This is a genomic window from Candidatus Planktophila lacus (assembly GCF_002288385.1).
GTDB classification, from domain to species: domain Bacteria; phylum Actinomycetota; class Actinomycetes; order Nanopelagicales; family Nanopelagicaceae; genus Planktophila; species Planktophila lacus_D.
On sequence record NZ_CP016783.1, the window covers coordinates 670555 to 695651 of the forward strand.

The 25097-nt window shown below is 48.4% G+C and carries 23 protein-coding genes; 11 read left to right on the forward strand and 12 right to left on the reverse strand.

The window, feature by feature from the left end; all coding sequences use genetic code 11:
• The first annotated feature begins 37 nt into the window (after positions 1–37).
• The 10 genes from aroH (at position 38) to gcvP (ending at position 10016) form a co-directional block, all read left to right on the forward strand.
• A complete protein-coding gene (gene aroH / locus A1sIIB60_RS03340; protein ID WP_095689121.1) occupies positions 38–403 on the forward strand; it encodes a chorismate mutase in 366 nt (121 codons plus the stop codon).
• Positions 404–415: 12 nt separating this feature from the next.
• Complete coding sequence (locus A1sIIB60_RS03345; RefSeq protein WP_095689122.1) at positions 416–1498, forward strand: prephenate dehydrogenase; 1083 nt, start codon at positions 416–418, stop codon at positions 1496–1498.
• Positions 1499–1574: 76 nt separating this feature from the next.
• On the forward strand, positions 1575–3527 hold the full coding sequence (der, locus tag A1sIIB60_RS03350; RefSeq protein WP_095689123.1) for a ribosome biogenesis GTPase Der: 1953 nt from the start codon (positions 1575–1577) through the stop codon (positions 3525–3527).
• Positions 3527–4099 carry a CDP-alcohol phosphatidyltransferase family protein gene (locus tag A1sIIB60_RS03355; RefSeq protein ID WP_223298730.1) on the forward strand — a complete coding sequence of 191 codons (573 nt, stop codon included), beginning with the start codon at positions 3527–3529 and terminating at the stop codon, positions 4097–4099. The genes der and A1sIIB60_RS03355 overlap by 1 nt, the downstream gene beginning before the upstream one ends.
• Positions 4100–4128: 29 nt before the next feature.
• On the forward strand, positions 4129–4503 hold the full coding sequence (gcvH, locus tag A1sIIB60_RS03360) for a glycine cleavage system protein GcvH (RefSeq protein ID WP_095689124.1): 375 nt from the start codon (positions 4129–4131) through the stop codon (positions 4501–4503).
• 112 nt (positions 4504–4615) lie between these two features.
• Positions 4616–5077 (forward strand): FHA domain-containing protein, encoded by a 462-nt coding sequence (locus A1sIIB60_RS03365; RefSeq protein ID WP_095689125.1) that lies wholly within the window; start codon positions 4616–4618, stop codon positions 5075–5077.
• 71 nt (positions 5078–5148) lie between these two features.
• A complete protein-coding gene (gene ftsR / locus A1sIIB60_RS03370; RefSeq protein WP_095689126.1) occupies positions 5149–5868 on the forward strand; it encodes a transcriptional regulator FtsR in 720 nt (239 codons plus the stop codon).
• Between the two features lie 29 nt (positions 5869–5897).
• Entirely contained in the window at positions 5898–6428 is a 531-nt protein-coding gene (locus tag A1sIIB60_RS03375; RefSeq protein ID WP_095689623.1) for a bifunctional nuclease family protein, read from the forward strand.
• A gap of 128 nt (positions 6429–6556) precedes the next feature.
• Positions 6557–7078 carry a MerR family transcriptional regulator gene (locus A1sIIB60_RS03380; RefSeq protein ID WP_095671092.1) on the forward strand — a complete coding sequence of 174 codons (522 nt, stop codon included), beginning with the start codon at positions 6557–6559 and terminating at the stop codon, positions 7076–7078.
• A 130-nt stretch (positions 7079–7208) separates the two neighbouring features.
• Positions 7209–10016 (forward strand): aminomethyl-transferring glycine dehydrogenase, encoded by a 2808-nt coding sequence (gene gcvP, locus A1sIIB60_RS03385; protein ID WP_420021914.1) that lies wholly within the window; start codon positions 7209–7211, stop codon positions 10014–10016.
• Positions 10017–10054: 38 nt separating this feature from the next.
• Here the strand turns inward: gcvP and A1sIIB60_RS03390 are convergent, their stop codons facing one another.
• Genes A1sIIB60_RS03390 through A1sIIB60_RS03435 form a run of 10 tightly spaced genes read right to left on the reverse strand, consistent with a single transcriptional unit; the run spans position 10055 to position 20132 of the window.
• Positions 10055–10810 carry a polyprenol monophosphomannose synthase gene (locus A1sIIB60_RS03390; protein WP_095689128.1) on the reverse strand — a complete coding sequence of 252 codons (756 nt, stop codon included), beginning with the start codon at positions 10808–10810 and terminating at the stop codon, positions 10055–10057.
• Positions 10807–12192, reverse strand: coding sequence for an apolipoprotein N-acyltransferase (gene lnt / locus A1sIIB60_RS03395; RefSeq protein WP_095689129.1), 1386 nt, complete (start codon positions 12190–12192; stop codon positions 10807–10809). Before lnt ends, A1sIIB60_RS03390 begins: the two co-directional genes overlap by 4 nt.
• Entirely contained in the window at positions 12186–13088 is a 903-nt protein-coding gene (locus A1sIIB60_RS03400) for a 5'-3' exonuclease (RefSeq protein WP_095689130.1), read from the reverse strand. Before A1sIIB60_RS03400 ends, lnt begins: the two co-directional genes overlap by 7 nt.
• Positions 13085–15493: a DEAD/DEAH box helicase gene (locus A1sIIB60_RS03405; protein ID WP_095689131.1), complete on the reverse strand. Its 2409-nt coding sequence runs from the start codon at positions 15491–15493 to the stop codon at positions 13085–13087. The genes A1sIIB60_RS03400 and A1sIIB60_RS03405 overlap by 4 nt, the downstream gene beginning before the upstream one ends.
• The gene (locus A1sIIB60_RS03410) at positions 15457–16332 is read right to left on the reverse strand and encodes a diacylglycerol/lipid kinase family protein (protein ID WP_095689132.1); all 876 of its coding nucleotides are present in this window, start codon (positions 16330–16332) and stop codon (positions 15457–15459) included. The genes A1sIIB60_RS03405 and A1sIIB60_RS03410 overlap by 37 nt, the downstream gene beginning before the upstream one ends.
• A 3-nt stretch (positions 16333–16335) precedes the next feature.
• Positions 16336–17085 carry a twin-arginine translocase subunit TatC gene (gene tatC / locus A1sIIB60_RS03415; protein WP_190276916.1) on the reverse strand — a complete coding sequence of 250 codons (750 nt, stop codon included), beginning with the start codon at positions 17083–17085 and terminating at the stop codon, positions 16336–16338.
• A gap of 60 nt (positions 17086–17145) precedes the next feature.
• Positions 17146–17325 carry a Sec-independent protein translocase subunit TatA gene (gene tatA, locus A1sIIB60_RS03420; protein WP_095671812.1) on the reverse strand — a complete coding sequence of 60 codons (180 nt, stop codon included), beginning with the start codon at positions 17323–17325 and terminating at the stop codon, positions 17146–17148.
• A gap of 42 nt (positions 17326–17367) precedes the next feature.
• Positions 17368–18321, reverse strand: a complete 954-nt coding sequence (locus A1sIIB60_RS03425) for a helix-turn-helix transcriptional regulator (RefSeq protein WP_095689133.1) — start codon at positions 18319–18321, stop codon at positions 17368–17370.
• On the reverse strand, positions 18314–19264 hold the full coding sequence (locus tag A1sIIB60_RS03430) for a helix-turn-helix transcriptional regulator (RefSeq protein ID WP_095689134.1): 951 nt from the start codon (positions 19262–19264) through the stop codon (positions 18314–18316). Before A1sIIB60_RS03430 ends, A1sIIB60_RS03425 begins: the two co-directional genes overlap by 8 nt.
• A complete protein-coding gene (locus A1sIIB60_RS03435) occupies positions 19248–20132 on the reverse strand; it encodes a tRNA (adenine-N1)-methyltransferase (protein WP_223298733.1) in 885 nt (294 codons plus the stop codon). Before A1sIIB60_RS03435 ends, A1sIIB60_RS03430 begins: the two co-directional genes overlap by 17 nt.
• A gap of 49 nt (positions 20133–20181) precedes the next feature.
• On the opposite strand from A1sIIB60_RS03435, the gene A1sIIB60_RS03440 reads away from it, so the two are divergent.
• Positions 20182–20937 (forward strand): RecB family exonuclease, encoded by a 756-nt coding sequence (locus A1sIIB60_RS03440; protein WP_095689135.1) that lies wholly within the window; start codon positions 20182–20184, stop codon positions 20935–20937.
• On the opposite strand, the gene A1sIIB60_RS03445 is transcribed toward A1sIIB60_RS03440, so the two are convergent.
• Together A1sIIB60_RS03445 and metH are read right to left on the reverse strand one after the other, a co-directional pair.
• On the reverse strand, positions 20906–21583 hold the full coding sequence (locus A1sIIB60_RS03445; protein WP_095689136.1) for an HAD family hydrolase: 678 nt from the start codon (positions 21581–21583) through the stop codon (positions 20906–20908). The two genes, A1sIIB60_RS03440 and A1sIIB60_RS03445, sit on opposite strands and share 32 nt — an antisense overlap.
• A complete protein-coding gene (gene metH, locus A1sIIB60_RS03450; protein ID WP_095689137.1) occupies positions 21580–25086 on the reverse strand; it encodes a methionine synthase in 3507 nt (1168 codons plus the stop codon). The genes A1sIIB60_RS03445 and metH overlap by 4 nt, the downstream gene beginning before the upstream one ends.
• Positions 25087–25097 lie beyond the last annotated feature (11 nt).

The following is a 25097-nucleotide window of genomic DNA, read 5'->3' on the forward strand; positions in this document are numbered from 1 at the left end:
AACGACCTGTTGAACTTTCTGCGGGTACTATTGGCCAATGTCTACGGTTAGAGCGATACGCGGAGCGGTTCAGGCAGAGGCCAATACCGCCGAGGCGATAGACGCTGCCACCAAAGAACTCTTGGCAGAGATGCTCAGCGCCAACACCCTTACCGCCGAAGACTTCATCTCGGTGATCTTCACGGTTAGCCCTGACCTAAATGCAGCTTTTCCAGCAAGCTCAGCTCGTGAGCTTGGATTTACCGATGTCCCGCTCATCTGTGCGGTCGAAATTGGGGTTCCAGGCTCGCTCGAGCGCACCATCCGCATCATGGCTCACGTTGAAAGTGGGCTAAAAAAGTCAGAAATCAACCATATCTACCTAGGCGGAGCAAAGGTTTTACGCCGAGATATAGCTCAGTAGGGCGCTCCACTGATGGCAACTAGCGAAGGTAAAGCCTTTTCCTCAATCCGGATTATCGGGTCTGGTCTGATCGGAACTTCGATCGGCTTGGCTCTAGCTGCCCGCGGAGTTCAAGTAGAGATGCTCGACCTGGATCAAAAGGCCCAGAAATTAGCACAAGATCTGATCGCCTCAGAGATATCAGGAGCGCCAGAGGTAATCCTCTTCGCAATCCCTGCCAGCGCACTCGCTGAGACCTTAGAACGAGAATTTGCACTCAACCCAGGATCTAAATTTATAGATATTGCTAGCGTTAAAACTAAACCTCAAGTGGAGGTATCAAGAATTAGCGGTGGTTCATCGCGCTTCCTCGCCACACACCCAATGGCTGGTCGTGAAGTCGGGGGAGCAGCCAGTGCTCGCGCCGATTTATTCGAAGGTCGCACCTGGATCTACTGCCCAACCTTTGCGGATGGAGCGCAGGTTGACTCAGATGTCCTGGAGACCGGTCTCTGGTTGATCAACTCTTTAGGAGCTACGCCAATATCTAAGTCAGCCTCCCGCCATGATTCTGCGGTGGCACTTGTTTCGCATCTGCCACAGATCGTTGCCTCTCTTCTGGCCGCCCAACTCAAGGGGGCTAAGAGCGAAGATTTAGATCTTGCAGGCGCTGGTCTTCGCGATACAACGCGGATCGCTGCCTCGGATCCAGAGCTATGGCAAGAAATCATCTCCAGCAACGCGCAAGAAATTTTACCGCTATTAATAAATCTACAAAACGATCTTGGATCCCTCATTCAATCGCTCGATGATCCTGTGAAAGTTGGTTCATTTATCGCAGCCGGTAACGAAGGTCGCTCAAAGATCCCAGGCAAACATGGTGGAAAGGCTCGCGAATACACACAGTTGCCAGTGGTTATCGAAGATAAGCCGGGACAACTTGCAGCGTTATTTGATGAGTGCGCAAAAGCTTCGGTAAACGTTGAAGATTTAACAATCGAGCACTCACCTGGTCAGTTCACGGGCTTAATAACTCTTGCTCTATCGGCTAGTGATGCTTCCATCTTGCAGAAACATCTCGAAGAGTCGGGATGGAACGTTCACGCTCCAAGATAGACTAGTGGTTAGTAACTATCACTATTAGTTTTCAATGCAGTACACCGCGCAGGGCAATGATGGGATGTAAGTAGAAATGATCGTTGTAGCCATCGATGGACCAAGCGGCGCGGGAAAGTCCAGCACATCAAAACTTGTTGCACAACGAGCAGGTTGGAATTATTTAGATACTGGCGCTTTGTACCGTGCGGTCGCATGGTTAGCGCTAAGAGAAAATATTAGCTCTGCAGAAGATATTCTCGCTGCGCTTAGCGATAACACAATTCACTTCATCGCAGATCCAAAAGACCCAAAGGTTTTTGTTGGTGATGTAGATGTGTCAACAGATATTAGAAGTGAGAAAGTCACTGAGAGCGTAAGTGCAATTAGCGCACTGCCAGAAATTCGCGCCACACTTCTATCTTTACAACGCAGATTGATAAATAGCGCAGAGCGCGGAATCGTTGTTGAAGGCCGCGATATCGGAACCGTTGTTGCACCAGATGCACCGTTGAAGATTTATCTACAAGCAGATATCGCCGCTCGCGCCGCAAGAAGGTCTAGCGAAATAGCCGCACCGGTTTCCAGCGTCTCGGAATCACTAAACCAACGCGATGAAATTGATTCGAATCGCGCAGTATCTCCTTTAGCTAAAGCATCTGACGCAGTTTTAATTGACTCTACAGAACTGGATTTAGAAGAAACGGTAGAACGCGTCTGGGAGTTATTGAAAGAGCGTTCCCTGCTCGGTCTTCCAATCGTTGCAATTTTAGGTCGACCTAACGTTGGTAAATCAACTTTGATCAACCGTTTTATTGGACGTCGCGAAGCGATTGTTGAAGATACTCCCGGTGTTACACGCGATCGTGTTCAATACGAATGCGAATGGGGCGGACGTCGTTTCATAATTATGGATACTGGCGGTTGGGAATCAAAGCCGGATGGAATTTCTGTGCAAGTTAGCGCATCTGCAGAACTTGCGATGCAAGAGGCGGATGTTCTTGCATTTGTAGTTGATGCACACGTTGGCGCACTAGATGAAGACGACATTTTGGTTCAGGAGCTTCGCAAAATTAAGAAACCAATGGTTCTTATCGCAAATAAAGTAGATAGCGATGTAGATGAGGCGGATGCACACGCGCTCTGGAACCTTGGTCTTGGTGAACCTCGATTCGTATCTGCACTCCATGGTCGTGGTAGCGGAGATCTTCTTGATTACATCGTGCGCGAGATGCCCGAAGTTGGCGGTGCGCAAACTCAGGATGGCTATCGCAAAATCGCTCTGATTGGTCGACCAAATGTTGGTAAATCAAGTTTGTTAAATGCGCTTGCGGGGGAAAATCGTTCGATCGTTGATGAAGTCGCTGGAACAACTCGTGATCCAGTAGATGAGTTAATTGAATTCGGGGGATCGATCTGGCGCTTTATCGATACTGCAGGTTTGCGCAAGCGCGCTAACCAAGCCAGCGGCACTGACTATTACGCAACGCTTCGCACCCAGAGCGCTCTGGAACGTTGTGAATGTGCGGTAGTTGTTCTAGATGCTTCGCTGCCAATTTCTGAGCAGGATCTACGCGTCATCACCATGGTTGAAGAAGCGGGCAAGGCGATGGTGATCGTGATGAATAAATGGGATCTCGTCGATGAAGACCGCCGCGATCAGTTAGATAAAGAGATCGATCGCCACCTGGATCAAGTCGAATGGGCGCAGCGAGTAAATGTTGCCGCCAAGACCGGTTGGCACCGTGATCGTTTAGCGCCAGCGCTTCGCACCGCGATCGATAGTTGGGAACGTCGCGTTCCAACCGCAAAACTCAACTCGTTCTTGGGCGCCCTTATCGGTGCGACTCCGCCGCCAGTTCGCGGTGGAAAGCAACCAAAGATTTACTACGCAACCCAAGCGGGTATCGCGCCACCGAAGTTCGTTATCTTCTCCAGCGGATGGATCGAGCCTTCTTATCGCCGCTTTATCGAGCGTCGCCTGCGTGAAGAGTTCGGCTTCCCAGGCACGCCGGTGATGGTCGCGATTCGAGTAAAAGAGCGCGATTAATGACGATTATGAAGAAGCTTTCCCTAGTCACCGTTCCAAATGCGCTCACCTTTCTGCGCGCCCTCGGGATTCCACTCTTTATCTACCTAGCTATCTCACTTGAGGCAGATGGTTGGGCGATTCTGACCTTGGCTATTGGGGGAGCCACCGATTACTTCGACGGCAAGATCGCCCGTGCTTGGGGCCAAGAATCGCGCTTTGGTGAATTAGCAGATCCCGCAATTGATCGTTTATATATCGTTGCAACTCTCATCGTTCTCTACCTGCGCGATGCGATTCCGTTGTGGGTGATCGTTGTTCTAGTTGTACGTGACTTGGTCCTGGCGGTTGCAACTTTGGCGCTGACTGCAAAGTCTCTACCTCCGCTTAAGGTTACTTACCTCGGGAAAGCGGCAACCTTCAACCTGCTCTATGCATTTCCATTTCTCTTACTCGCGCTAAATCCAAATTGGTATGGAACTCTCGCCTATATCTTCGGTTGGAGCTTTGCGATCTGGGGCATTGCTCTCTACCTCTTTACGGGTGTTACTTATCTCGGCTCTGCGGTTACATCTCTTCGTAAATCGCGATAGTTTTCTCCCATCAATCAGGGGGAGTTCTAGTGTCATCTATTCCAGATAACTTGCAATACACAAAAGAGCACGAATGGGTTTTGGCGACGGGCAATACATTCCGTATGGGAATTACTGATTATGCTCAAGGCGCGCTCGGTGACATCGTCTATGTGCAGTTGCCTAAGGTTGGCGAGAGCGTTGTTGCAGATAAAGTTTGCGGTGAAGTTGAATCTACGAAGAGCGTCTCTGAAATCTTCGCCCCAGTTTCAGGAAAGATCGTTGCGATCAACGAAGCGCTCAATAACGCGCCAGAGACGATCAACTCAGATCCTTACGGTGCAGGTTGGTTGGCCGAGATTGAAGTAGCGGCTCCTCCAGCCGGCTTACTCTCTGCCGATGATTATCGTCAAATCACCGCATAGAAATCGGGAATTTTTCGTACTTTTTACCGCTTGATTTCTTTCTTTTCTCACCCTAAGGTCAGCCTCAGGTTGAAGTTGAACCTCAAGGAAAGCAAAGTGAAGGGGGAGCGATATGAATAAACCAGATAGCAACGGCGAACTCACAAGCACCCTCCACCTCGGACTCCGCTCGGTCGTAGATGGTTCCCCGGAGAGCGCTCTTAACGCCCTTCTCTCATCTGCCAGCGATGCAGACCGCTTAGCAATTACAGCAATCATCGAAGGTCCAGCAGACCGAGCGATGGTCGTCATCCATCGCGGTCCGTCAAAGGGCGCGAGATTTCTAATCGATAGCGGTGAAGTTGCAATTGGTCGATCAGTTGATTCACCGATCTTCTTAGACGATGTAACGGTCTCAAGAAAGCATGCGGTTATTGTTAAAGATGAGCAGAAATTCAGCATCAAAGATCAGGGAAGCCTCAACGGAACATATCTAAACAATCAGTCGGTTCTTAACTCACCCTTAACTACAGGTGATGAGATCCAGATCGGTAAATTTCATATGCTCTTCGTGGCGCCAAATAAAAGTAAGTAGTAAGAAAGCTAAAAAAGAAAAGTTTTAAAGAGAATTTATCAACCGCTTAACTAGCAGTAGGGGAGATTAACGTGAGCGTTCCAGCACGCGCGTATTTGAGTATCGGGGAAGTTCTAACAAAGCTCCGTGGAGATTTTCCGGATATAACGATCTCTAAGATCCGCTTCCTTGAATCTGAAGGCTTGATCGAACCCCAGAGAACGCCTTCGGGATACCGCAAATTCACTGCTGCAGACCTGGATCGTCTTCGTTATGTGCTTCTCTTGCAGCGCGATCAGTACCTTCCACTACGCGTTATAAAAGAGAATTTAGAAGCCCTTGACCGTGGACTTGATCCTGCTCCTGCTGGAGGAGTTGCATCCCCTCGTCCAACTCTTACAACCGTTGATAACTCAGCATCACCTGAATCATTCGGTGCATCTTCAGACCTACGTCTTTCTCGTGAAGAGTTGCTTAAGGCAAGCGGCCTAGTTGATGATCAGCTAGTAGAACTCGAGTCATACGGATTCATCGCGCTACGCGGTCGTCATTACGATGCCGATGCGCTAGCTGTTGCCAAGGCAGTGGCTGAGATGGCTGGATTTGGAATCGAAGCGCGCCACCTGCGTTCATTCAAATCTGCCGCAGATCGCGAGATCGGCTTGATCGAACAAGTGATCACTCCGATTAACCGCCAGAAGTCTTCAGACTCAAAGGCGCGCGCTGAAGAAGTTCAGAAGCAGATCGCATCGCTCTCAATTCGTTTACATGCCGGGCTAGTTCGCGCCGGTCTTAATCGCCCTCGCCAGTAATTGTTCGGGGTAGGTAAGGCGATCTGATGTTGGTAAATATGGAGGTTGTTGGCGTTCGCATTGAGATGCCCTCTAATCAACCGATCGTTTTATTAAAAGAGATCGAAGGCTCACGTTTCCTGCCGATCTGGGTCGGAGCTGTTGAAGCTACTGCGATCGCTTTTGCTCAACAAGGAATGGCGGCACAACGCCCGCTGACCCACGATCTGATCGCCAACCTCTTGGAGGTCGCAGATCTAACGATGACCGCGGTACACATCACCGAATTAAAGGATGGGATCTTCTACGCCGAGATTCAGATCCGTGATAGCCAGTCCGCACTTCTGAAGGTTTCAGCTAGACCTTCAGATGCGATCGCGATCGCGCTTCGCACCAAGAGCAATATCTTGGCCGACTCAGACCTTCTGGATCTGGTCGGCATCGATATCCCAGAACGCCTCCTCGAAGTCGAGGGCGTTGAAGATATAACCGGAGCCAAGGAAGGCGCGGCGACCGACCTAGATTTAGAGCGTTTCCGTGAATTCCTCGACCAGATCAACCCGGAGGACTTTGCAGGGTAGGGGCCAGAAGTCTCACCCTCTACTTGAGGTTTGCCTCGTGTCGGTCGTTGTTTACAGCTCTCTCCGCTCGTAGCCTTAGCCCAGAAGAGAAACCCATCCAAGCTTCCCCGAGCAGAATCGAGAACGACGTGACCTCCCCAGTTACGCACGATGGCCAGAATGAAATCGGATATCGCGGTGCAACAGCATGTTCAGCCGCTGGAATTTCTTATCGCCAATTAGATTATTGGGCACGTACCGGTTTGCTTGAACCAAGTGTTCGCACTGCAAGTGGTTCCGGAACAGCGCGACTCTATGGTTTCCGCGACATTCTCGTTCTAAAGATCGTTAAGCGTTTATTGGATGCAGGTGTATCTCTACAAAACATTCGAACTGCCGTAAATCATTTGCGCAGCCGAGGAGTTACAGAGTTAGAAAGCATCACCTTAATGAGCGATGGCGCATCAATCTATGAATGTGCGAGCCCAGATGAAATCATCGACTTGCTGCAAGGCGGTCAAGGCGTTTTTGGTATCGCAGTGGGTAAGGTTTGGCATGAGGTTGAGGGTTCATTGGCATCGCTGCAAGGCGAGTTCAATGGCGAGATCGTTACAGCAGGTGGTGAAAGTAACGACGAGCTCTCATTACGTCGAAAGGCGAAAGGCGCCTAAAAGACATATTCTTCCCCAATATCTTGCTAGCTAGATAGTTAGGAACTTAATCGGGGGAGTTGCTTTGACTTTAGAACATGGCGCATTTGTTGATCGCCACATAGGTCCAACGCACGCAAATGAAGTTGCGATGCTTGAGCAACTTGGTTTTAAATCACTCGATACATTCATTTCTGCTGTCGTGCCTTCTGCAATTGCGATGAAAGAACCGCTGGAAAAGCATCTGCCAAGTGCGGTCACTGAAGTTGAAGCGATCAAATTACTTCGCCAGATGGCTTCCGAGAACCAGGTCTTTACCTCACTTATTGGAACCGGTTATTACGGAACAGTTACACCAGCGGTCATTAAGCGAAACGTTTTAGAAAATCCTGCTTGGTACACCGCTTACACACCGTACCAACCAGAGATTTCGCAAGGACGCTTAGAAGCGCTCTTTGCTTTTCAAACCGTAGTCTGCGATCTCACCGGCTTAACTATTGCTAACGCATCGATGCTCGATGAAGGCACTGCCGCAGCTGAGGCTATGACTCTAGCCCGCCGTAATTTCAAGGGATCAGACGATGCGGTATTTGTAATTGATTCATCACTTCACCCACAGAGTAAGGCGGTTGTGATTACACGCGCTAAGCCACTCAGAATCAAAGTGGTTGAAGTAGATATCAAGTCAGCTGCTGATATTTCTGGCATCGAGTACTTCGGAGTTCTCGTTCAATATCCAAACACTTTTGGTGAAATCAAAGACTATTCAGATTTAGCAGAAGTAATTCATAGTAAAGACGCCTACTTAATTGCAGCAACAGATCTCTTAGCTCTGACCTTACTGAAGGCTCCGGGGGAGTGGGGCGCAGATGTTGCCATCGGTAGCGCACAACGCTTCGGAGTCCCGATGGGATTTGGTGGACCACATGCCGGCTTTATGTCAGTGCGGGCTGGTTTAGAGCGTTCTCTTCCCGGTCGCTTAATTGGGCAGAGCGTTGATGTTCATGGAAATCCAGCATTTCGTTTAGCGCTGCAAACTCGCGAACAACATATCCGCCGTGATAAAGCCACAAGCAATATTTGTACCGCCCAAGTTCTCCTTGCCAATATGAGCGCCTTCTACGCGATGTGGCATGGCCCGGTAGGCCTCAAGAAGATCGCAAACCGTGTTCATAACCTGACACATATCTTCGCAACTGCACTTACTTCAAAGGGTTTCAAGATCGCTAATGAAAGCTACTTTGACACGTTAACGATCAACGTCGAATCCGCCGATAAGTTCATAAAGAGCGCGGAAGATTTGCAGATTAACTTGCGTAAGATTTCGCAGACCCAAGTCGGTATCTCTTTCGATGAAACAACCACGGTTGATCTCTTGAACCTATTAGCAACGATCTTCGGAATCTCAATTGATCTGGCGGCGCAGGGGAGTGGTATTCCTAAGTTCGCGGTCAGAGAAAGTTCTTACCTGGCACATCCTGTCTTTAATACCTATCACTCCGAAACTTCGATGATGCGTTACTTGCGCATGCTCTCAGATCGCGACCTTGCGCTTGATCGCACGATGATTCCGCTTGGTTCTTGCACCATGAAGTTAAATGCGGCAACCGAAATGGAAGCGGTTACTTGGCCTGAATTCTCAGCGCTGCACCCATTCTCACCTGCCAACCAAAGCGCAGGATCTCGCCGAATGATTAAGGAGTTATCTGATTGGTTGGTTGCAATCACTGGTTACGACGCAGTCTCACTGCAACCAAATGCTGGTAGCCAAGGGGAATTCGCTGGGTTGCTCGCGATCCGCAATTACCATGATTCGCGTGGCGATAACCATCGCACTATCTGCTTGATTCCATCGAGCGCTCATGGCACCAATGCCGCAAGTGCAGTAATGGCAGGCATGCAGGTGGTCGTTGTCTCTTGCGATGAACTGGGCAACGTTTCAGTTGCAGATATCAAAGAAAAGATCGCAGAACATGGTGCAAACCTCGCAGCTCTAATGGTGACTTACCCATCTACGCATGGCGTATTTGAATCTGCGATCGGTGAAATCTGCGAGTTGGTACATACAGCAGGTGGCCAGGTTTACGTTGATGGAGCGAATTTGAATGCTCTTGTTGGTCTTGCGCAACCTGGAAAATTTGGTGCAGATGTTTCCCACTTAAATCTTCACAAAACTTTCTGTATTCCACATGGCGGTGGGGGACCAGGAGTAGGTCCAGTTATCGCTCGTGCGCACTTAGCGCCATTCTTGCCAAATCATCCACTTGATGAAACTGCAGGACCAGCAACAGGTCCCGGTCCAATTTCTGCTGCACCATTTGGTTCAGCAAGTATCTTGCCGATCTCTTGGAGTTATATCCGAATGATGGGGGGAGCAGGGCTAACTCATGCAACTCAAGTCGCAATCTTGTCTGCTAATTACATGGCAAAGAAGTTAGCGCCTTACTATCCGATCTTGTATACCGCTGAAAGCGGACTAATCGCTCACGAGTGCATCTTGGATCTTCGCGAGATCACCAAGGTCAGCGGTGTAACAGTTGATGACATCGCAAAGCGTTTAATGGATTTTGGTTTCCATGCACCAACGATGAGCTTCCCAGTTCCTGGCACTTTAATGATTGAGCCAACTGAATCTGAAGATGTCCGCGAAATGGACCGCTTTATCACCGCTATGGTTGAGATCCACCGCGAGATTTCCGAGATAACTGTTGGGGCTATTGCGGTGGAAGATTCAGCGCTTCGCCATGCACCTCATACAGCTGGCGCAGTCGTAGATAGCCAGTGGGATCGCCGCTATTCACGCGAAATGGGAGCCTTTCCAGCGCCTGCTGGCGGCCTTATAAGCGGTGAACTGATCGGAACTGTCGGAAAGTACTGGCCGAGCGTTGGTCGTATCGATGGTGCTTACGGTGATCGCAACCTTGTCTGCTCATGCGCACCGATCGAGTCGTACGCCTAATTAGCGCCTAAATTCCGCGGGGTAGGGCTAATTTAGTATTACTTAACATAATGTAACTTATCGGCGTTAGGTCTTAGTATGCGTGAGATGCCCCAGCGGGTCGTCTGCAGCAATGCCTCAATAACTATCGCCTGCGACATCTTAGAAACGCCATTTATCCGCTCTACAAAGGTAATTGGAACTTCTATCTCTTTTGCACCAGCAAGATGCGCCGCAAGTGCCATCTCAATTTGGTAGCAATAACCAGTTGCTTGCATATCGCTAAGTTTTAAAGCTTTGAGTAGATCAACGCTGTAAACCCGGAAACCGCCAGTTAAGTCATTTAGCGGGATTCCAAGGGCCAATTTGGCATAGGCAGTGCCAGCTCGTGATAGATATTGACGCCGCTTTGGCCAATTAACAACCGATCCGCCAGGTATCCATCTCGTTCCAAGAACAATCAATTTTCCTGGTTCGATCGCAGCAATCATCTTTTCTAAATCGACTACTCGGTGTGATCCATCGGCATCCATAGTTATTACATGGGTGTAACTCGAATCAGCGAGAACTTGTAAAAAACCGGCGCGATAAGCAGCACCTAATCCGCCTTTACCGGGCCTGCGAAGTATGGATACCCAAGATAAATCTAATTTATCGACAATATTTGCAGTGCCATCTGGCGAATTATCATCGATAACGATGACATCAAAATTACTACTTTTACTTGCACGAAATTCGGCTAACTTATCAAGTAGCTCAACGATAGAAACAGCCTCGTTGTAGGTTGGAATCAGAAGTGCAATCTTGATAGTCATCGCGAAACCTTTCTGCGAATTCCAAGTGCGAGGATTAGAGAAGATATTAGTACGAGAAGGGGAGCCACTCCCCCTAGACGATCAGATAACGTCTGATAGTTCGAAATTTTAAGATCTCCAGAGATCGAAGTTGAAATGTTTTCAGTTGTTTGAGATCTCACAGCGCCATTATTGTCGATAAATGCAGATATACCAACGGTAGAAACGCTGAGAATCTCGCGAGAATGTTCAACAGCGCGGATTCTAGTAATCGCTAATTGCTGGGCGCTTTCGGCGGTATTTGCAAAGGTCGCGCTATTTGTTTGAACAATAATCGCGCCAGACTGATTCGCGCTCTCTCGAACCAAGCCATCATTAATGATCTCGTAGCAAATAATTGGGGCGACTTGATACCCACCAATTTCATGCGATACAAATGTCTGACCAGTTTTAAAATCATTAACCGACTTGGCATATGGTGATACAAACTCAGCAATTTTGCGCAGTGGCATGTACTCACCAAAAGGGGTTAAGTAGCGCTTAATGTATGACGATTGCACCTGTCCAGAGGTGTCATACATGACAGAAGCATTTTCTGGCGATCCTTGTTCTGTAAGAACTACACCTGCAATCAGCGGGGTAGCTATCTCTTCAACCAAAGTTTTAATATCTGCGAGAACTTCAGGATAGTTTCGCGGATCAATATCAATGGCATTTTCTGGCCAAATAACTGCATCGTACTTCTGCTTCACAAGTTGGCGCGTAGTGTCGCGATGCAGGTAAAAGACCGCCTTGGCTCGCGAGTTGAACTCAAGACCAACTGAAGGTGTATTTCCCTGAATCGCTATTAATGAAATCTTCTCGGAAGAGGTTGGATTATTCGGTAAGAAGGTTACAATTAGGAAACCGACTACAACGAGTACGAGTGCTCGGGCTTTAAGGCGATTCAGTGCCAGCGCAGAGAGTAAGGTCGCAAAGCTAAGTAGCAGTACTCCCCCGATTGAAACCAGCGGAAGCAGTGGAGATTCAACTTGGCTAAATGCGATTCTTGTCCAAGCAAATCCACCAAATGGAAAACGTGCCCGCAACTCTTCACAGATCAAAAAGGTAAAGAGAACCCAACGTAGCGAGCTTGTTTTGCGGTAGATCCATCCAACTGGAAGATAGAAAGCGGCTTGTAGCAGAGTTAATAAGAGCCAAGGCAGCGCTCCAACGTATTTACTACTCCAGTGGAGCACTATTCCGTTAAGAATTGCGCCAAAGATAAATGACGCTAGTACAGGTCTTCTATTCTTCGATAGCGCTCGAAAGAAAAGCGCGTAACCAACGAGCGCGAGATACCAAAGCCCTATCGGCTCAAACGCTGCACTTACAAGAAGCGCAGAAATTAGCGGGATCACCATTTGAGTGCAGAGATTAACCGATCAACGCTTGCGCCAAGTCCATAGCGTTCCTTGATTTCATAAATCTTCGAAAGATCAGCTGGTTTCTGCGGCATCGAGATATCAAGTTTTGGAAGGGCGACATCTCTTGCGCAGTTGACCAAAGTAGGTGCGATCTTTAAATAATCTGCGCCTTCAATTATCTTCTTAGCAAGAGCAGGCTTTAGGGATGGGTGCGCGTCACGAGCTCCTTGCTGGGCTTCATCGACGTCTGCAAAGTTGTTTGCAATCAGCGCTGCGCCTTTCTCACCAATTCCCTTAACGCCTGGAAGTCCGTCTGAAGGATCGCCTCTAAACATCGCAAATAAGGCGTAACGATCACCGGGAATCGCATACTTGCGAGATATCCACGCTTTATCGACTAAATCGTGCTGAGATAAACCCTTTGCTAAATAGACGACTTTTACATCACGTTTGTCATCGACCAACTGAAAGAGATCTCGATCTCCAGTAACAATTCGAGTTGGGCCAGGTTCTTTAACCGCAAAGGTCGCCATAACATCATCGGCCTCATAGTCATCTACGCCGACCATCGGAATTCCAAATTCATCAAGAAGATCTAGCAAGATCGGAATCTGTGGTGTCAATAAATCTGGTTCTTCTTCGCCTTCGCCATCTTCTTCCAGGCGGTTAGCTTTGTAATCCGGAAAAATATCTACTCGCCATGAAGGGCGCCAATCGCCTTCAATACAAGCCACAATACGATTTGGTGAGTACATGCCAATAAGACGTGCTGTCATATCGAGGTAGCCGCGTATCGCATTTACGGGCGTTCCATCAGGTGCCAACAAGGTATCTGGCATCCCGTAGTAAGCGCGATACCAAAGAGAAGCGCTATCAAGCAGCATTAAAGTCATAGGTCATCCACCATATATGAAACTACGCCGCGATCTAAACGCTTGATCGCCTCTCGACAAACTGGACGTAACTTCTCGCTGGCACCGGCGATCTGCATAAGTAGATCCATCAACTGCTTAGCTGAGCGAACAAAATCTCCGACCGACATATCCGAACCCTTTAGAACGTTGGTTAACGAATTGCCTTGTGCCCAACGATAAGAGATATAGGCAAAACCGAAATCGGGTTCTTTCTGGGTTTTAACATCAAACTCGTTCTCGATATCTTCAAGTTTGGCCCAAAGTTTGGTGATCTCAACGAGTGCGTTAGTGACGTTTTGATGTGGCATTTTTGGTGCGTATTCATCGCGAGATCTTGATTGAAAGATCATGCATGAGACAACGGATAAAAGTTCCGGAGCAGATAACTCATCGAGAATTCCATTACGAATAGTCTCGGTTAAAAGAAGATCTGATTCTGCGTAAATCTTGGCGAGGATCTTGCCTTGCGGAAGTGGCTTCTCCCCCTCGATATATCCGAGATGGGTCAATACATCACAAATGCGGTCAAAAGTTTTTGCGATAACGTGGGTACGGTTCTCGACTCTTCCACGTAAGCCTTCGGATTCACGGTGCAGGCGTTCAGCGCGCTCAGCAAAGCGGGCGTGCGTTTCGCGATCGTTACATGAATGGCAGGGATGAGATCGCGTGCTGCGGCGCAGGCCGTCGATCTCATTCTCCATATGCTGACGCTGGCGATTATCAAAAGTTTTACGGCCATCACGTTTGGAGAGCAGCTTCTCTAACTCTTTAATCTCACTTCGCAATCTGGCATAACTTTCGAAGTCACCTAAGTGGCACTCGGCGCTAGCCATTAACTCAAGTCGCGCAGTTTCATTCTTCTTAATTTGCTTAACCAAGCCAACTACAGCGCGATCGGCTTGGAACTGCGCAAACGAAGATTCCAGACTCCCGTGGGCTCTCTCGCGACCGAAACGCGCAATGAGATTTATCGCCATGTTGTAGGTCGGAGTAAATGAAGAACGCAGCGGATAAGTTCTTGTAGATGCCAAGCTCGCCGCCATCGCTGAATCCACCGTTGGTGACCATTGCACGACGGCATTTCCCTCAATATCGATACCGCGTCTACCCGCACGTCCGGTTAACTGGGTGTACTCCCCCGGCGTAATTGGAACGTGCGCCTCACCATTCCATTTAGTTAATTTATCTAGGACGACTGTTCGTGCCGGCATGTTGATTCCTAGCGCAAGGGTTTCGGTAGCAAAGACTGCTTTAACTAAGCCGCGCTGAAAGAGATCTTCGATCGCGTTTTTAAATGAGGGAAGTAAACCAGCGTGATGCGCAGCGATGCCTCTTTCAAGAGCGGTGATCCATTCGCGATACCCAAGAACTTCGAGATCTTCCTCTGGCAAATTAGCGGTGTAACGCTCGGCAGTTTTGAGAATCTCAGCACGTTCTTCAGTATTTGTTAACTTAATTCCGGCCGCTAGGCACTGCTTTACTGCAGCATCGCATCCCATGCGAGAGAAGATAAAAGTAATTGCAGGCAACAAGTTTTCTCGTTGGAGCTTCTCAATTATCTCTGGTCGAGATAAACGTGATTCGGATGCTCCCCATTGTTCGCGACGATGGCGTGGAATCTTTACCTTTCGCATCGCCTCGCGTTCGGCAGCCAAGATCTCAGGATTTACTTTGCCAGGGCTTGAGAATAAATCGATGAGCGATGAGTTGATCAAGATATGTTGGTAGAGCGGGATCGGGCGATGCTCGCTCAAGATCACATGGGTTTCACCACGCACTTCCCCGAGCCATTCACCGAACTCTTCAGCGTTAGAAACCGTTGCTGATAGCGAGATAACTTGAACTGACTCCATCAGATGGATCAAAACTTCTTCCCAAACCGCACCGCGGAACTTATCGGCAAGGTAATGAACCTCATCCATAACAACTGAACCTAAATTGGTGAGCGTTGAAGAGCCGGCATAGAGCATGTTGCGCAGAACTTCTGTGGTCATAACCAAGATATCTGCTTCGGAATTAATATTGGTATCGCCAGTTAAGAGACCAACCCGATCTTCACCGAATCGATCTACAAACTCTTGGAACTTCTGATTTGATAGCGCTTTGATCGGTGTTGTGTAGAAACACTTCTTGCCGTTACGTAGTGCAAGAAATGCTGCGAACTCTCCAACGACCGTCTTTCCTGCACCAGTTGGAGCAGCAACTAAGACTCCATGTCCGCTTTCTACCGCGTGACAGGCTTGGATCTGGAAATCATCAAATGGGAACTTTGATTCGGCTAGAAAATCTTCAGTTACAGCGTGCTTACTTCGACTCTTTGAAGCGGCGAATTTTTCAGCAGGCGTACTCACGGGGTCCACGATAGTCCAGCACCTGCCATACATTCAGCACGAACTGGCAAACCTCCGATTCGCTCTCCATCGGCATACGCAACGGCAGCAGATGAGATGGAGACACGAGCACTGCGATAAATGCACACTTGAGGGTGTCCGATATGAGCGCCCTTGAATACCTTGGGAAAGACCTTGATAAATTCAAATTTGCTAACGGGATGCAGAATCATCACATCAAAGAGTCCATCGGTCATAGATGCATCAGGGCAAACTTGCATGCCTCCCCCGTAACTCTTGCCATTTGCAACGGCGATCAACATCGCTTCAACTTGGAGTAATTGGGTATCCAATTCAATTGTGTAAGAAATCGGTGCAAATCTTGGCAACTCCATCGCAATAGCCAAGTTGTACTTCATTGGTCCTTTCGGCCATCTCATGGTGTTGGCTCGCTCGTTTACCACCGAATCAAAACCGGTTGAGAGTATTGCGCCAAACCATTCCGAATCAACCATTCCAAGATCAATTGCAGTCGGTTGCGTTGTTGTCACAAAATCTAATTGCTTAGTAATCGAGTCTAGGCTCCAACCCATGGTTCGAACCAAATCATTTCCAGTTCCTGCCGGAATCACTGAAAATGGGATCTTTCTTGGGGCAACCAATTGGATGACGAGATGCGCCAGGCCATCACCGCCAACTGCAATCACGCCCTGACATGGTTGACCGTCGGCTAGATCAAGAAAGTTAGCTAAGTTCTCTTTTAATTTGTTCGCTGATGTAGCGGTGATAATCGTGTATTCAAGTCCGTGCTTTGCGAAGTAACCAGCAACTTCCCTACCGAGAATGGCGCCTTTGCCTCCCCCAGATACAGGGTTGATAACGATCGCCCACACGATTTAATCCAGTGGAATTTCTTTTTTAGCTCGCCGCTTGTCATTCCAAAGCGCGAATACTCCCGAAAGTAGGTACAGAATAATTAGTGGAATAGCTAGAAGAATCATCGATAGCGGATCGGCGCTTGGTGAGAACCCAGCAACAAAGAGAACAATACAGAAGACCCAAATGCGCCAAGGTCTGAGAATTGTCACGCCGCTTAAGAAGCCAATCAAGTTAAAGGTAACTAGGAAGACAGGAAGTTCAAAGGCCAAGCCAAAGACCAATATCGTTCGCATTACAAAATCTAGATAATCATCGAATTTCACCAAGTTGTTAAGTGCATCTGGGGTGAAGCCGAATAGAACCTTGATCGCTAAAGGAAGAATTGCGTAGCCGAGGAAAGTTCCGGCAGCGAAGAATGGAGTGGCGGCGACGAAGAAGAAGACGGAGTTACGCTTTTCTTTTCGGTGAAGTGCCGGTGCTATGAAGGCCCATAGTTGATAGAGCCAATATGGCGCAGCGATGATCAGCCCGGTAAGTAGCGCGACTTTAATCTGAAGGTTCAATGGACCCAGTACGCCACTGATGTAGAGAGAACCGCAGGTGTCAGATCCAGTTCTTTGAGCTAGGGCTAAATCGCAAACTGGTTCTGCTAACTTCGCGATAATCTCGTTATAGAAGAACCAGCCAATTAACGCGGCGAGCAAGATTGCCGAAACCGAACGAACGATTCTCTTTCTAAACTCGCGTAGATGATCTAACAAAGGCATGCGAGCCGCTTTTGCTCCAGCCATCATAAGAGTAGGACGCGGGCCTAATTACTTACTGAATTACTTAGTTGATGAATCGTCGTCGTTCTTCTTTTCATCCCCATCGTTCTTCATCTCGCTCTTAAAGATGCGAAGTGATTGACCAAGGGAGCGCGCTGAATCAGGCAGGCGCTTTGCACCGAAGAGAACGATAAATACCAATAGGACAAGAAGGAGGTGACTTGGTTGCGCTAAATTCATAGGTACAAGATATCCCATTAGCGCCAGTATGCGCAGGCGTGCCTAGGACGAGAAGCGCTCGTTCTTATAAAGTTCCAAGGTCGCTTGCGCCTTTTGGCCCACAGCTTTGGCTAGCTCTGCCGGCTCTGTAATCTCTGTATTGGCCAACGTACTCATGAAATTTCTCACCAACCAATCTCGGCTAAATGAGGTGACCTCAACAGAAACCGCCTTGCCTGAATCAACGCTCGGAGCGGTCGCAAGCGCTGTCTCTAACCGGAATCTCTCAAAGGTGGTTCGCAATCGAGAGTTAACTTTGCATTTGGCTCGGAATAACTCTTCGCTATCGCTCTTAGCATCTGAAATCATCTGGCTTGAATCCAAGAGCCTTGCTTGCTTCACATTATCTAGGCGGAATGTACGAAATCCTAAAGCCTTATTGCAGTAAGCCAGAAGAACTTCGATCCCTTTATCCTCGCCCAACTCCAGTGGCGTTACCGCCCTGGTGGAAACTTCATCACGAATTAGAGAGTGATATTCAATCTCGAGATCTTTACGCTCTTTTATCGCTCTTAGAATTACCGCACGGTGTGCGCTATCTACCGTTGGTGATGCCTGCGCGATATCACCTATGAGGGATTTAATTTTAATTTGCAGCGAAGCAATTGCAGCGATTAGATCTACCCGATCTTTGGAAATCGAATCTCTTAGGAAATCTAACCCGATTGCAACGACAACCAACTCTTCTTTGGTGAGTAAGCGAACTTTCTGGAGTATTTCGGCGTTACGAATTGATACGTAACCAGATTCAAAGGCGAGGTCTATCAGCTCAAGTGGTGTGTATCCAGGAAGCCCGCACATCCAAAGGGTGTTCAAATCATCAAGCAACTCTTCTGTTGAAATGGAGAACTCGTTCGCTAGATCCTTAACTGATACTCCCTGATGGGTAGTTATATAAGGAACTAAATCCAATAGACGAGCGGTTTTAGCGATCGGTGAGGATGGTTGCTTAGCCATAGCGCTTCACCCCGAGTTCCAATCTCTTGATAATTTCAGCCCTAACATCGCCCGGTTCGAGGACGATTGCATCATCTGCATACCAGAGGACTTCTTCAATAAATCTCTCTTGATCTCGATAACTCAATTCGACTAAATCCCAGCCAGCAATTGAACTCTTGGTGGATGCGGTCTTGGATCTCGAACGTAGCGCTAACGCTCTACCGGTTCGCAAAAAGATCGTCGCTGTACGAATCTCATCTGCGTTACTGCCTTGGCTGGATAGATCAAAACTCTTTTCCACCTCGAAAGATCCTGACTTACCTTCAGGTGCGATATCTCCTGAAATGCGATCGAGTCGGAAGCTTCTAACTCCTAACTTCTCCAGATCTAGGCCATATAGATACCAGTGGCCATAGCGAGAAGTGACCGCGTAAGGATCGATTTTCCGTTCCTGTTCGGTTAGCTCTTCGCTTAGGTATTTAAAGGAGATCTTCTGTCGAGATGTAATAGCACTGATCGCAACTTGTAAATTCTTATCTCGAATATTTGCATGCGGTGCGAGATCAGGAATTGATTCGATATCTGACTCGATACCAATGGCGTGCAATTTTCTTAGCGCAGTAAGCGCAGATCCATCTAGCGCCGCTCCTCGCCAAGCTTCTGCGGCTAGAGAAAGAAGTGAGATCTCCTGGCTAGTAACTTCACCTAATTGGAATTGGTAACTATCCGGCTTAATTCGATAGCCAGCCTCATCTTCAAATAGTGGATCGAACGAGCCAACTTCAATTTCAATTCCGAGATTTCGAAGATCATCTTTATCGCGCTCAAACATCCGCTCTTTGCTCTCTGCAGTACCTTCATAGCCATCAACAGTGCGAAAGATTTCAGATTTCGTTATATATCTCTTTGTTGCCAGGAGCGCGATTGTTAAATTTACTAAACGCTCAGTCTTCCGCGACACCGTAAGACCCCTTCGCAGGACGACGACGTCGAGCCAGGACCTCAACGCCTGGAGCCATGCGGCGAGAGAAGATCAAGAATCCGGTGTGACCGATCATTCTCTGCTGCGGACGAACTGCTAAACCTTCATGGTGCCAACCACGAACCATGCTCTCAAAACTTTCTGGCTCAGTGAAGTGGCCATCATCTTTTAGCGCCTCTGCTGTGGCTGATAGCTGCGTGGTTGTTGCGACATAAGCCATAAAGACTCCCCCAGGGCGCAAAACTTTCGCTGCCATCTCGACACACTCCCAAGGGGCAAGCATGTCTAGTATCACGCGATCAAACTCGTGGTCGAACTCTTGTTCCTGCACTGAACCGATTGCAAGTGACCAGTTTGCAGGTCGCCCACCAAAGTAATTTTCAATATTGGATGTTGCGTTCGCGGCAAACTCTTCGCGACGTTCGACAGAGTGCACAGAACCCGATGGGCCAACTGCGCGTAAAAGCGAGAGCGTCAGCGCACCGCTTCCCACACCTGCTTCAAGTACTCGCGCACCCGGAAAAATATCTGCAAAGCCTACAATTAGCGCGGCATCTTTAGGATAAACAATCGTCGCGCCGCGAGGCATAGATAGAACGTAATCAGTGAGCAGAGGAATGAAAGCGGTGAACTTCAAACCAGCGCTTGTGCTGACAACTGAACCTTCCGGAAGTCCGATCAAATCATCGTGAATGATCCAACCTTTGTGGGTGTGCCACTCCTTACCTGGAGTTATGGTGATGCTGTAAATCTTTCCTTTTTGATCGGTCAGTTGAACTCGATCGCCAGCGACAAAACGTCCGCGATTGGCTTCTAGATCGGCGTTGCTCTCAATATGGCTAGACACGGGAGCATCTTAGGCGCAAAGCTCGGGTGAACGGGTATCTTCCTTCATTATGAGCCAATTGAGACTTTCGCCCAGCCGCATCAGCGACTTTAACAATTGTCCACAGCTCTATAAATATCGCACGATTGACCTGCTGCCAGAGCCACCGAGTATTGATGCCGAACGCGGAACTTTAATTCATACCGTTCTGGAAGATCTCTTTGAAGTTCCTGCATCCGATCGCACCGTCTCCAACGCTGCACAGATGTTGCCAGAGAAATGGCAGGCACAGATCGAAGCTAAGCCCGCCATTAAAGAACTGGTTTTAGATTCCGGAGCATGGTTTAAGAGAGCCGAAGAGCTGTTGGGCAATTACTTTACTTTGGAGAATCCAACTCTCTTTGAACCAACTTACCGAGAGCTACATCTAGAGATGGATCTCTCCCCCGAACTTTATCTTCACGGCTATGTAGATCGTTTAGATGTTGCACCAACTGGTGAGGTACGAATCGTCGACTATAAAACTGGTAAATCTCCCAAACCAGGTTGGGAAGATAAAGCCTTCTTTCAGCTACGTGTGTATGCCCTTCTTTATTGGAAGAATCACGGCGTAATTCCAAAGTTGTTGCAGTTGATTTATATGGGCGATACCCGATTGATCAAAAGTACGCCCACTGAGAAAGATCTAATTAAGACCGAACAAATACTCTTTGATGTCGCCGCCGATATCTTGCGCGCTATTGAGCGAAATGAGTTCCGACCACGTCCAACCAAATTATGCGATTGGTGCTTCTTTAAGGCAATCTGCCCAGCTCACGTTGGTTAACTTCTGCCCACTTCTCTAAATCTGCAAAAGTTATATCCTCAAATGAAGCAATGACTTTCAATCGAGGCTGTTCCTGCACTTCTACATAGTGTGGGACCGCCACGACAAACGCTCCACTTGCGACAGCCGCCGTTATGCCAGTTGGAGAGTCTTCAAAGATAAGCGATTGCTCAATATCGACGCCAAGAAGTTTGGCTGCATGCAGATAAGGATCAGGAAAAGGTTTAGTTCGTTCGATATCACCAGCACCTACCGTTACATCAAAGTACTTCTCGCTCATGCCGCGAAGAACTCCATCTACGATCGGGCGTGGACTAGCTGAAACTAAACCTTGTTTCGTGCCCGAACCGTGTATCGCTTTAGATATTGCTAGCGCACCTGGCATCAATGGAACTTTTCTGGAAAGACGATCGGTCATCTCGGCGATGATGATCGCCTCTAACTCTGTTGGCGATTTACGTCCCTCAAGACAATTAGACATATATTCCGCGACGCGACGAAGTGGCCCGCCGAGACAGTGCAGTTGATCTTCCGGCTTCCAGTCATAACCATTTTCACGCATCATTAGCGTCTCGGCTTCATGCCACTGTGGCTCGGAATCTAGGAAGAGTCCGTCCATATCAAAGAAGATTGCTTGGAAACTCAATTTGCGTTGAAGTATTTCGCCTCAGGATGATGAACGATGATCGCAGATGTACTTTGTTCAGGATGTAACTGGAACTCTTCAGAGAGCTCTACGCCAATGCGTCCTGGTTCTAGCAACTCGCATAGTTCAACTTGTTGTTCGATGTTTGGGCACGCTGGATAACCGAATGAGTATCTAGATCCGCGGTAACCCTGATCCAAAATTCCTTGCAGATCTGGTGCATCATCTCCGCGGACATGGAATTCTTCGCGAATTCGCGCATGCCAATGCTCAGCCAGCGCCTCTGTTAACTGAACTGATAAGCCGTGTAGCTCTAAATATTCGCGGTAGTTGTTTGCGGCAAAGAGTTCATTTGCCGCTTTACTGATCTCGCTACCCATCGTGACCACGTGGAATGCGACAACATCGGTCTTACCTGAATCTTTAGCGGCGAAAAAGTCACTCAAACAGAGTCTGCGATCGCGTGATTGACGTGGGAATGAGAAGCGGGTTCGTTCTTTTCCTTTATCAGGGCCTTCGTGATGCAAGATAACTAGATCATTGCCATCGCTAACACATGGGAAGTAGCCGTAAACAACGGCGGCATTTAACCAACCTTTAGATTGCACCTGATTTAGAAGTGCGCGAAGACGAGGACGCCCTTCATTTTCAACCATCGTTTCATATTCACCGCGGGCACCCTTTAAGCCCCACTGACCAACGAACAAAGCTCGTTCATCAAGCATTTCAACATAATCCGCTAAAGGAACACCCTTAATGATTCGAGAACCAAAAAATGGAGCGGCCGGAATATCGATATCGATCGCGACATCGCTTCGCTTGGTATCAATTACTAAATCTTCATCTTTCTTAGGACGTAGCGGAACTTTACGTTCTCTTAGCGCCGGCAAGATAGCCCCTGGAACTCCGCGCTTAACTGCCATAATCGAATCCATCAAGCGAAGTCCTTCAAATGCATCACGTGCATAACGAACTTCTCCGGGAAACATCCCAGCAAGATCTTGCTCTACGAAAGCGCGAGTCAACGCTGCTCCCCCAAGCACAACCGGCCACTTTTCAGCAAGCCCACGATTAGTTAACTCTTCGAGGTTCTCTTTCATGATCACCGTTGATTTAACAAGCAACCCGCTCATGCCGATGGCATCGACGTTAGATTCTTGCGCAGCATCAATAATCTGATTAATTGTCTGCTTAATTCCAATATTTACCACGGTATATCCGTTGTTGCTCAGAATAATATCTACCAGGTTCTTGCCGATATCGTGAACATCGCCCTTGACGGTAGCCAGCAGCATTGTGCCGCGACCTTCGTCATCGGTCTTCTCCATAAGCGGCTCAAGATAAGCAACTGCCGTCTTCATAACTTCAGCGCTCTGAAGTACGAAAGGAAGCTGCATCTCGCCTTTACCGAAGAGTTCGCCTACTACCTTCATTCCTTCGAGGAGATAATCGTTAATAATCATGAGCGGTTTGATGCCTTCAGCCATTGCGGTATCTAGATCATCGCTGAGGCCAACTTTTTCACCATCGATAATGCGACGTTGCAAACGTTCAGTAAGTGGCAAAGCGGCTAATTCTGAGGCTCGAACATTTCGAGATGCGGCTAGTTCAACGCCTTCAAAGAGTTGTAGAAATTCAGTTAACGGATCATAGATACAGCTTTCACCATCGTATTTACGGCGGTCATAAACTAAATCGAGGGCTACTTCCTTTTGTCGCTCTTCAATACGGGCAAGAGGCGTGATCTTTGAAGGATGAACGATCGCTGAGTCAAGACCTGCCACTACACACTCATGTAAAAATACCGAGTTAAGAACAACGCGCGCTGCGGGGTTTAGGCCAAATGAAACATTTGATACGCCCAGAGTTGTTTGAACATCTGGATACTCAGCCTTGAGCTGACGAATCGCCTCTAGCGTTTCGATACCGTCGCGGCGAGTTTCCTCTTGGCCGGTTGCGATTGGAAATGTCAGGGCATCGATCAAGATATCGCCGGTCTTCATCTGCCAATTGGTAGTTAGATCTTCAATTAGTCGACGCGCAACGCGCAACTTCCATTCTGCGGTACGGGCTTGACCTTCTTCATCGATAGTAAGTGCAACAACTGATGCGCCATGTTCTTTAACCAAGGGCATTATTCGCGCGAAGCGAGATGTAGGACCGTCACCATCTTCGTAGTTAACTGAGTTGATAACGCAGCGACCACCGAGCGCTTCGAGCCCTGCTTTGATCACATTAGGTTCGGTCGAATCAAGAACAATCGGCAAAGTAGACGCAGTAGCAAAACGTGATGCGATCTCGTACATATCTTTAGCGCCATCGCGACCGACGTAATCCACTGAAAGATCGAGCATATGCGCTCCGTCGCGGATCTGATCGCGGGCGATTTCTACGCACTTCTCCCAATCTTCGGCGACCAGTGCATCGCGGAATGCGCGAGAACCGTTGGCGTTGGTCTTCTCACCGATCGCTAAATAAGTATTGTCTTGGCGAAATGGAACATACTGGTAAAGCGATGAAGCGCCCGGATCGAGCGCTGCTCCGCGATCTTTAAATGGCTTGCTCGACATTTTCTCAACAACCGCCGCTAAATGCTCTGGCGTAGTTCCACAGCAACCACCAATTAGGCCGATGCCATAATCGCCCACAAATGTTTCGAGTGCATCGGCTAACTCTTTAGGCCCAAGCGGATATTCAGCGCCCTTTGCACCGAGTATTGGCAGGCCAGCATTTGGCATTACTGAAATGGCACAGTTTGCAAACTTTGAAAGGTAACGCAGGTGCTCAGACATTTCTGCAGGACCCGTCGCACAATTCAGGCCAATTAGATCAATCTCTAGCGGCTCTAGCGCATTTAGCGCTGCGCCAATCTCGGAGCCCAGCAACATCGTGCCAGTTGTTTCAACAGTTACCTGTGCAATCAGCACTACATCGAAATCAACTTCTTCGATCGCTTGGCGACAACCATTTACCGCAGCTTTTGCCTGCAACAAATCTTGAGTTGTTTCAACTAAGAGCGCATCTGACTTTGCATCAAGCAGACCCTTCGCCGCTGTGTAATAAGCTTCTTTAAGCTTTTGATATGTCGTGTGTCCGAGCGAAGGCAACTTCGTTCCGGGTCCAAGTGAGCCAAGCACGAAACGCGGCTTCTCTTTCGTGCTCGCGGCATCTGCTGCCTCGCGAGCGATCTTGCCACCGGCAAAAGCCAGTTCGTAAATTCGATCTTCAATTCCGTACTCGGCTAAATTCGCCCAGTTCGCACCGAAAGTGTTGGTTTCAATTGCATCAACGCCCACGGCTAAATATTTGTCGTGAACTCCGCGAACAACATCTGGCCGCGAGACGTTAAGAATCTCGTTGCAACCTTCATGGCCTTGGAAATCCTCCAGCGTTGGATCGGCCTCTTGCAACATCGTGCCCATCGCCCCATCGGCGATTACCGTGCGCGATGCCAGGGCTTGGCGGAGTAATCCCGCGGGTCTCTGGCGATTAGGGCTCGTCACTTGGCAGAGGT

Bases quoted from the DNA above. Each gene is read 5' to 3' on its own strand.
- A1sIIB60_RS03405 (WP_095689131.1), bottom strand. From the start codon at position 15,493: ATGTATGGCAGGTGCTGGACTATCGTGGACCCCGTGAGTACGCCTGCT.
- lnt (WP_095689129.1), bottom strand. From the start codon at position 12,192: ATGGTGATCCCGCTAATTTCTGCGCTTCTTGTAAGTGCAGCGTTTGAG.
- tatC (WP_190276916.1), bottom strand. From the start codon at position 17,085: ATGCCTTTGTTAGATCATCTACGCGAGTTTAGAAAGAGAATCGTTCGT.
- A1sIIB60_RS03365 (WP_095689125.1), top strand. From the start codon at position 4,616: ATGAATAAACCAGATAGCAACGGCGAACTCACAAGCACCCTCCACCTC.
- A1sIIB60_RS03345 (WP_095689122.1), top strand. From the start codon at position 416: ATGGCAACTAGCGAAGGTAAAGCCTTTTCCTCAATCCGGATTATCGGG.
- der (WP_095689123.1), top strand. From the start codon at position 1,575: ATGATCGTTGTAGCCATCGATGGACCAAGCGGCGCGGGAAAGTCCAGC.
- A1sIIB60_RS03440 (WP_095689135.1), top strand. From the start codon at position 20,182: ATGAGCCAATTGAGACTTTCGCCCAGCCGCATCAGCGACTTTAACAAT.
- A1sIIB60_RS03355 (WP_223298730.1), top strand. From the start codon at position 3,527: ATGACGATTATGAAGAAGCTTTCCCTAGTCACCGTTCCAAATGCGCTC.
- A1sIIB60_RS03390 (WP_095689128.1), bottom strand. From the start codon at position 10,810: ATGACTATCAAGATTGCACTTCTGATTCCAACCTACAACGAGGCTGTT.
- A1sIIB60_RS03425 (WP_095689133.1), bottom strand. From the start codon at position 18,321: ATGGCTAAGCAACCATCCTCACCGATCGCTAAAACCGCTCGTCTATTG.
- tatA (WP_095671812.1), bottom strand. From the start codon at position 17,325: ATGAATTTAGCGCAACCAAGTCACCTCCTTCTTGTCCTATTGGTATTT.
- gcvP (WP_420021914.1), top strand. From the start codon at position 7,209: ATGCTTGAGCAACTTGGTTTTAAATCACTCGATACATTCATTTCTGCT.
- A1sIIB60_RS03400 (WP_095689130.1), bottom strand. From the start codon at position 13,088: ATGACTTTAATGCTGCTTGATAGCGCTTCTCTTTGGTATCGCGCTTAC.
- aroH (WP_095689121.1), top strand. From the start codon at position 38: ATGTCTACGGTTAGAGCGATACGCGGAGCGGTTCAGGCAGAGGCCAAT.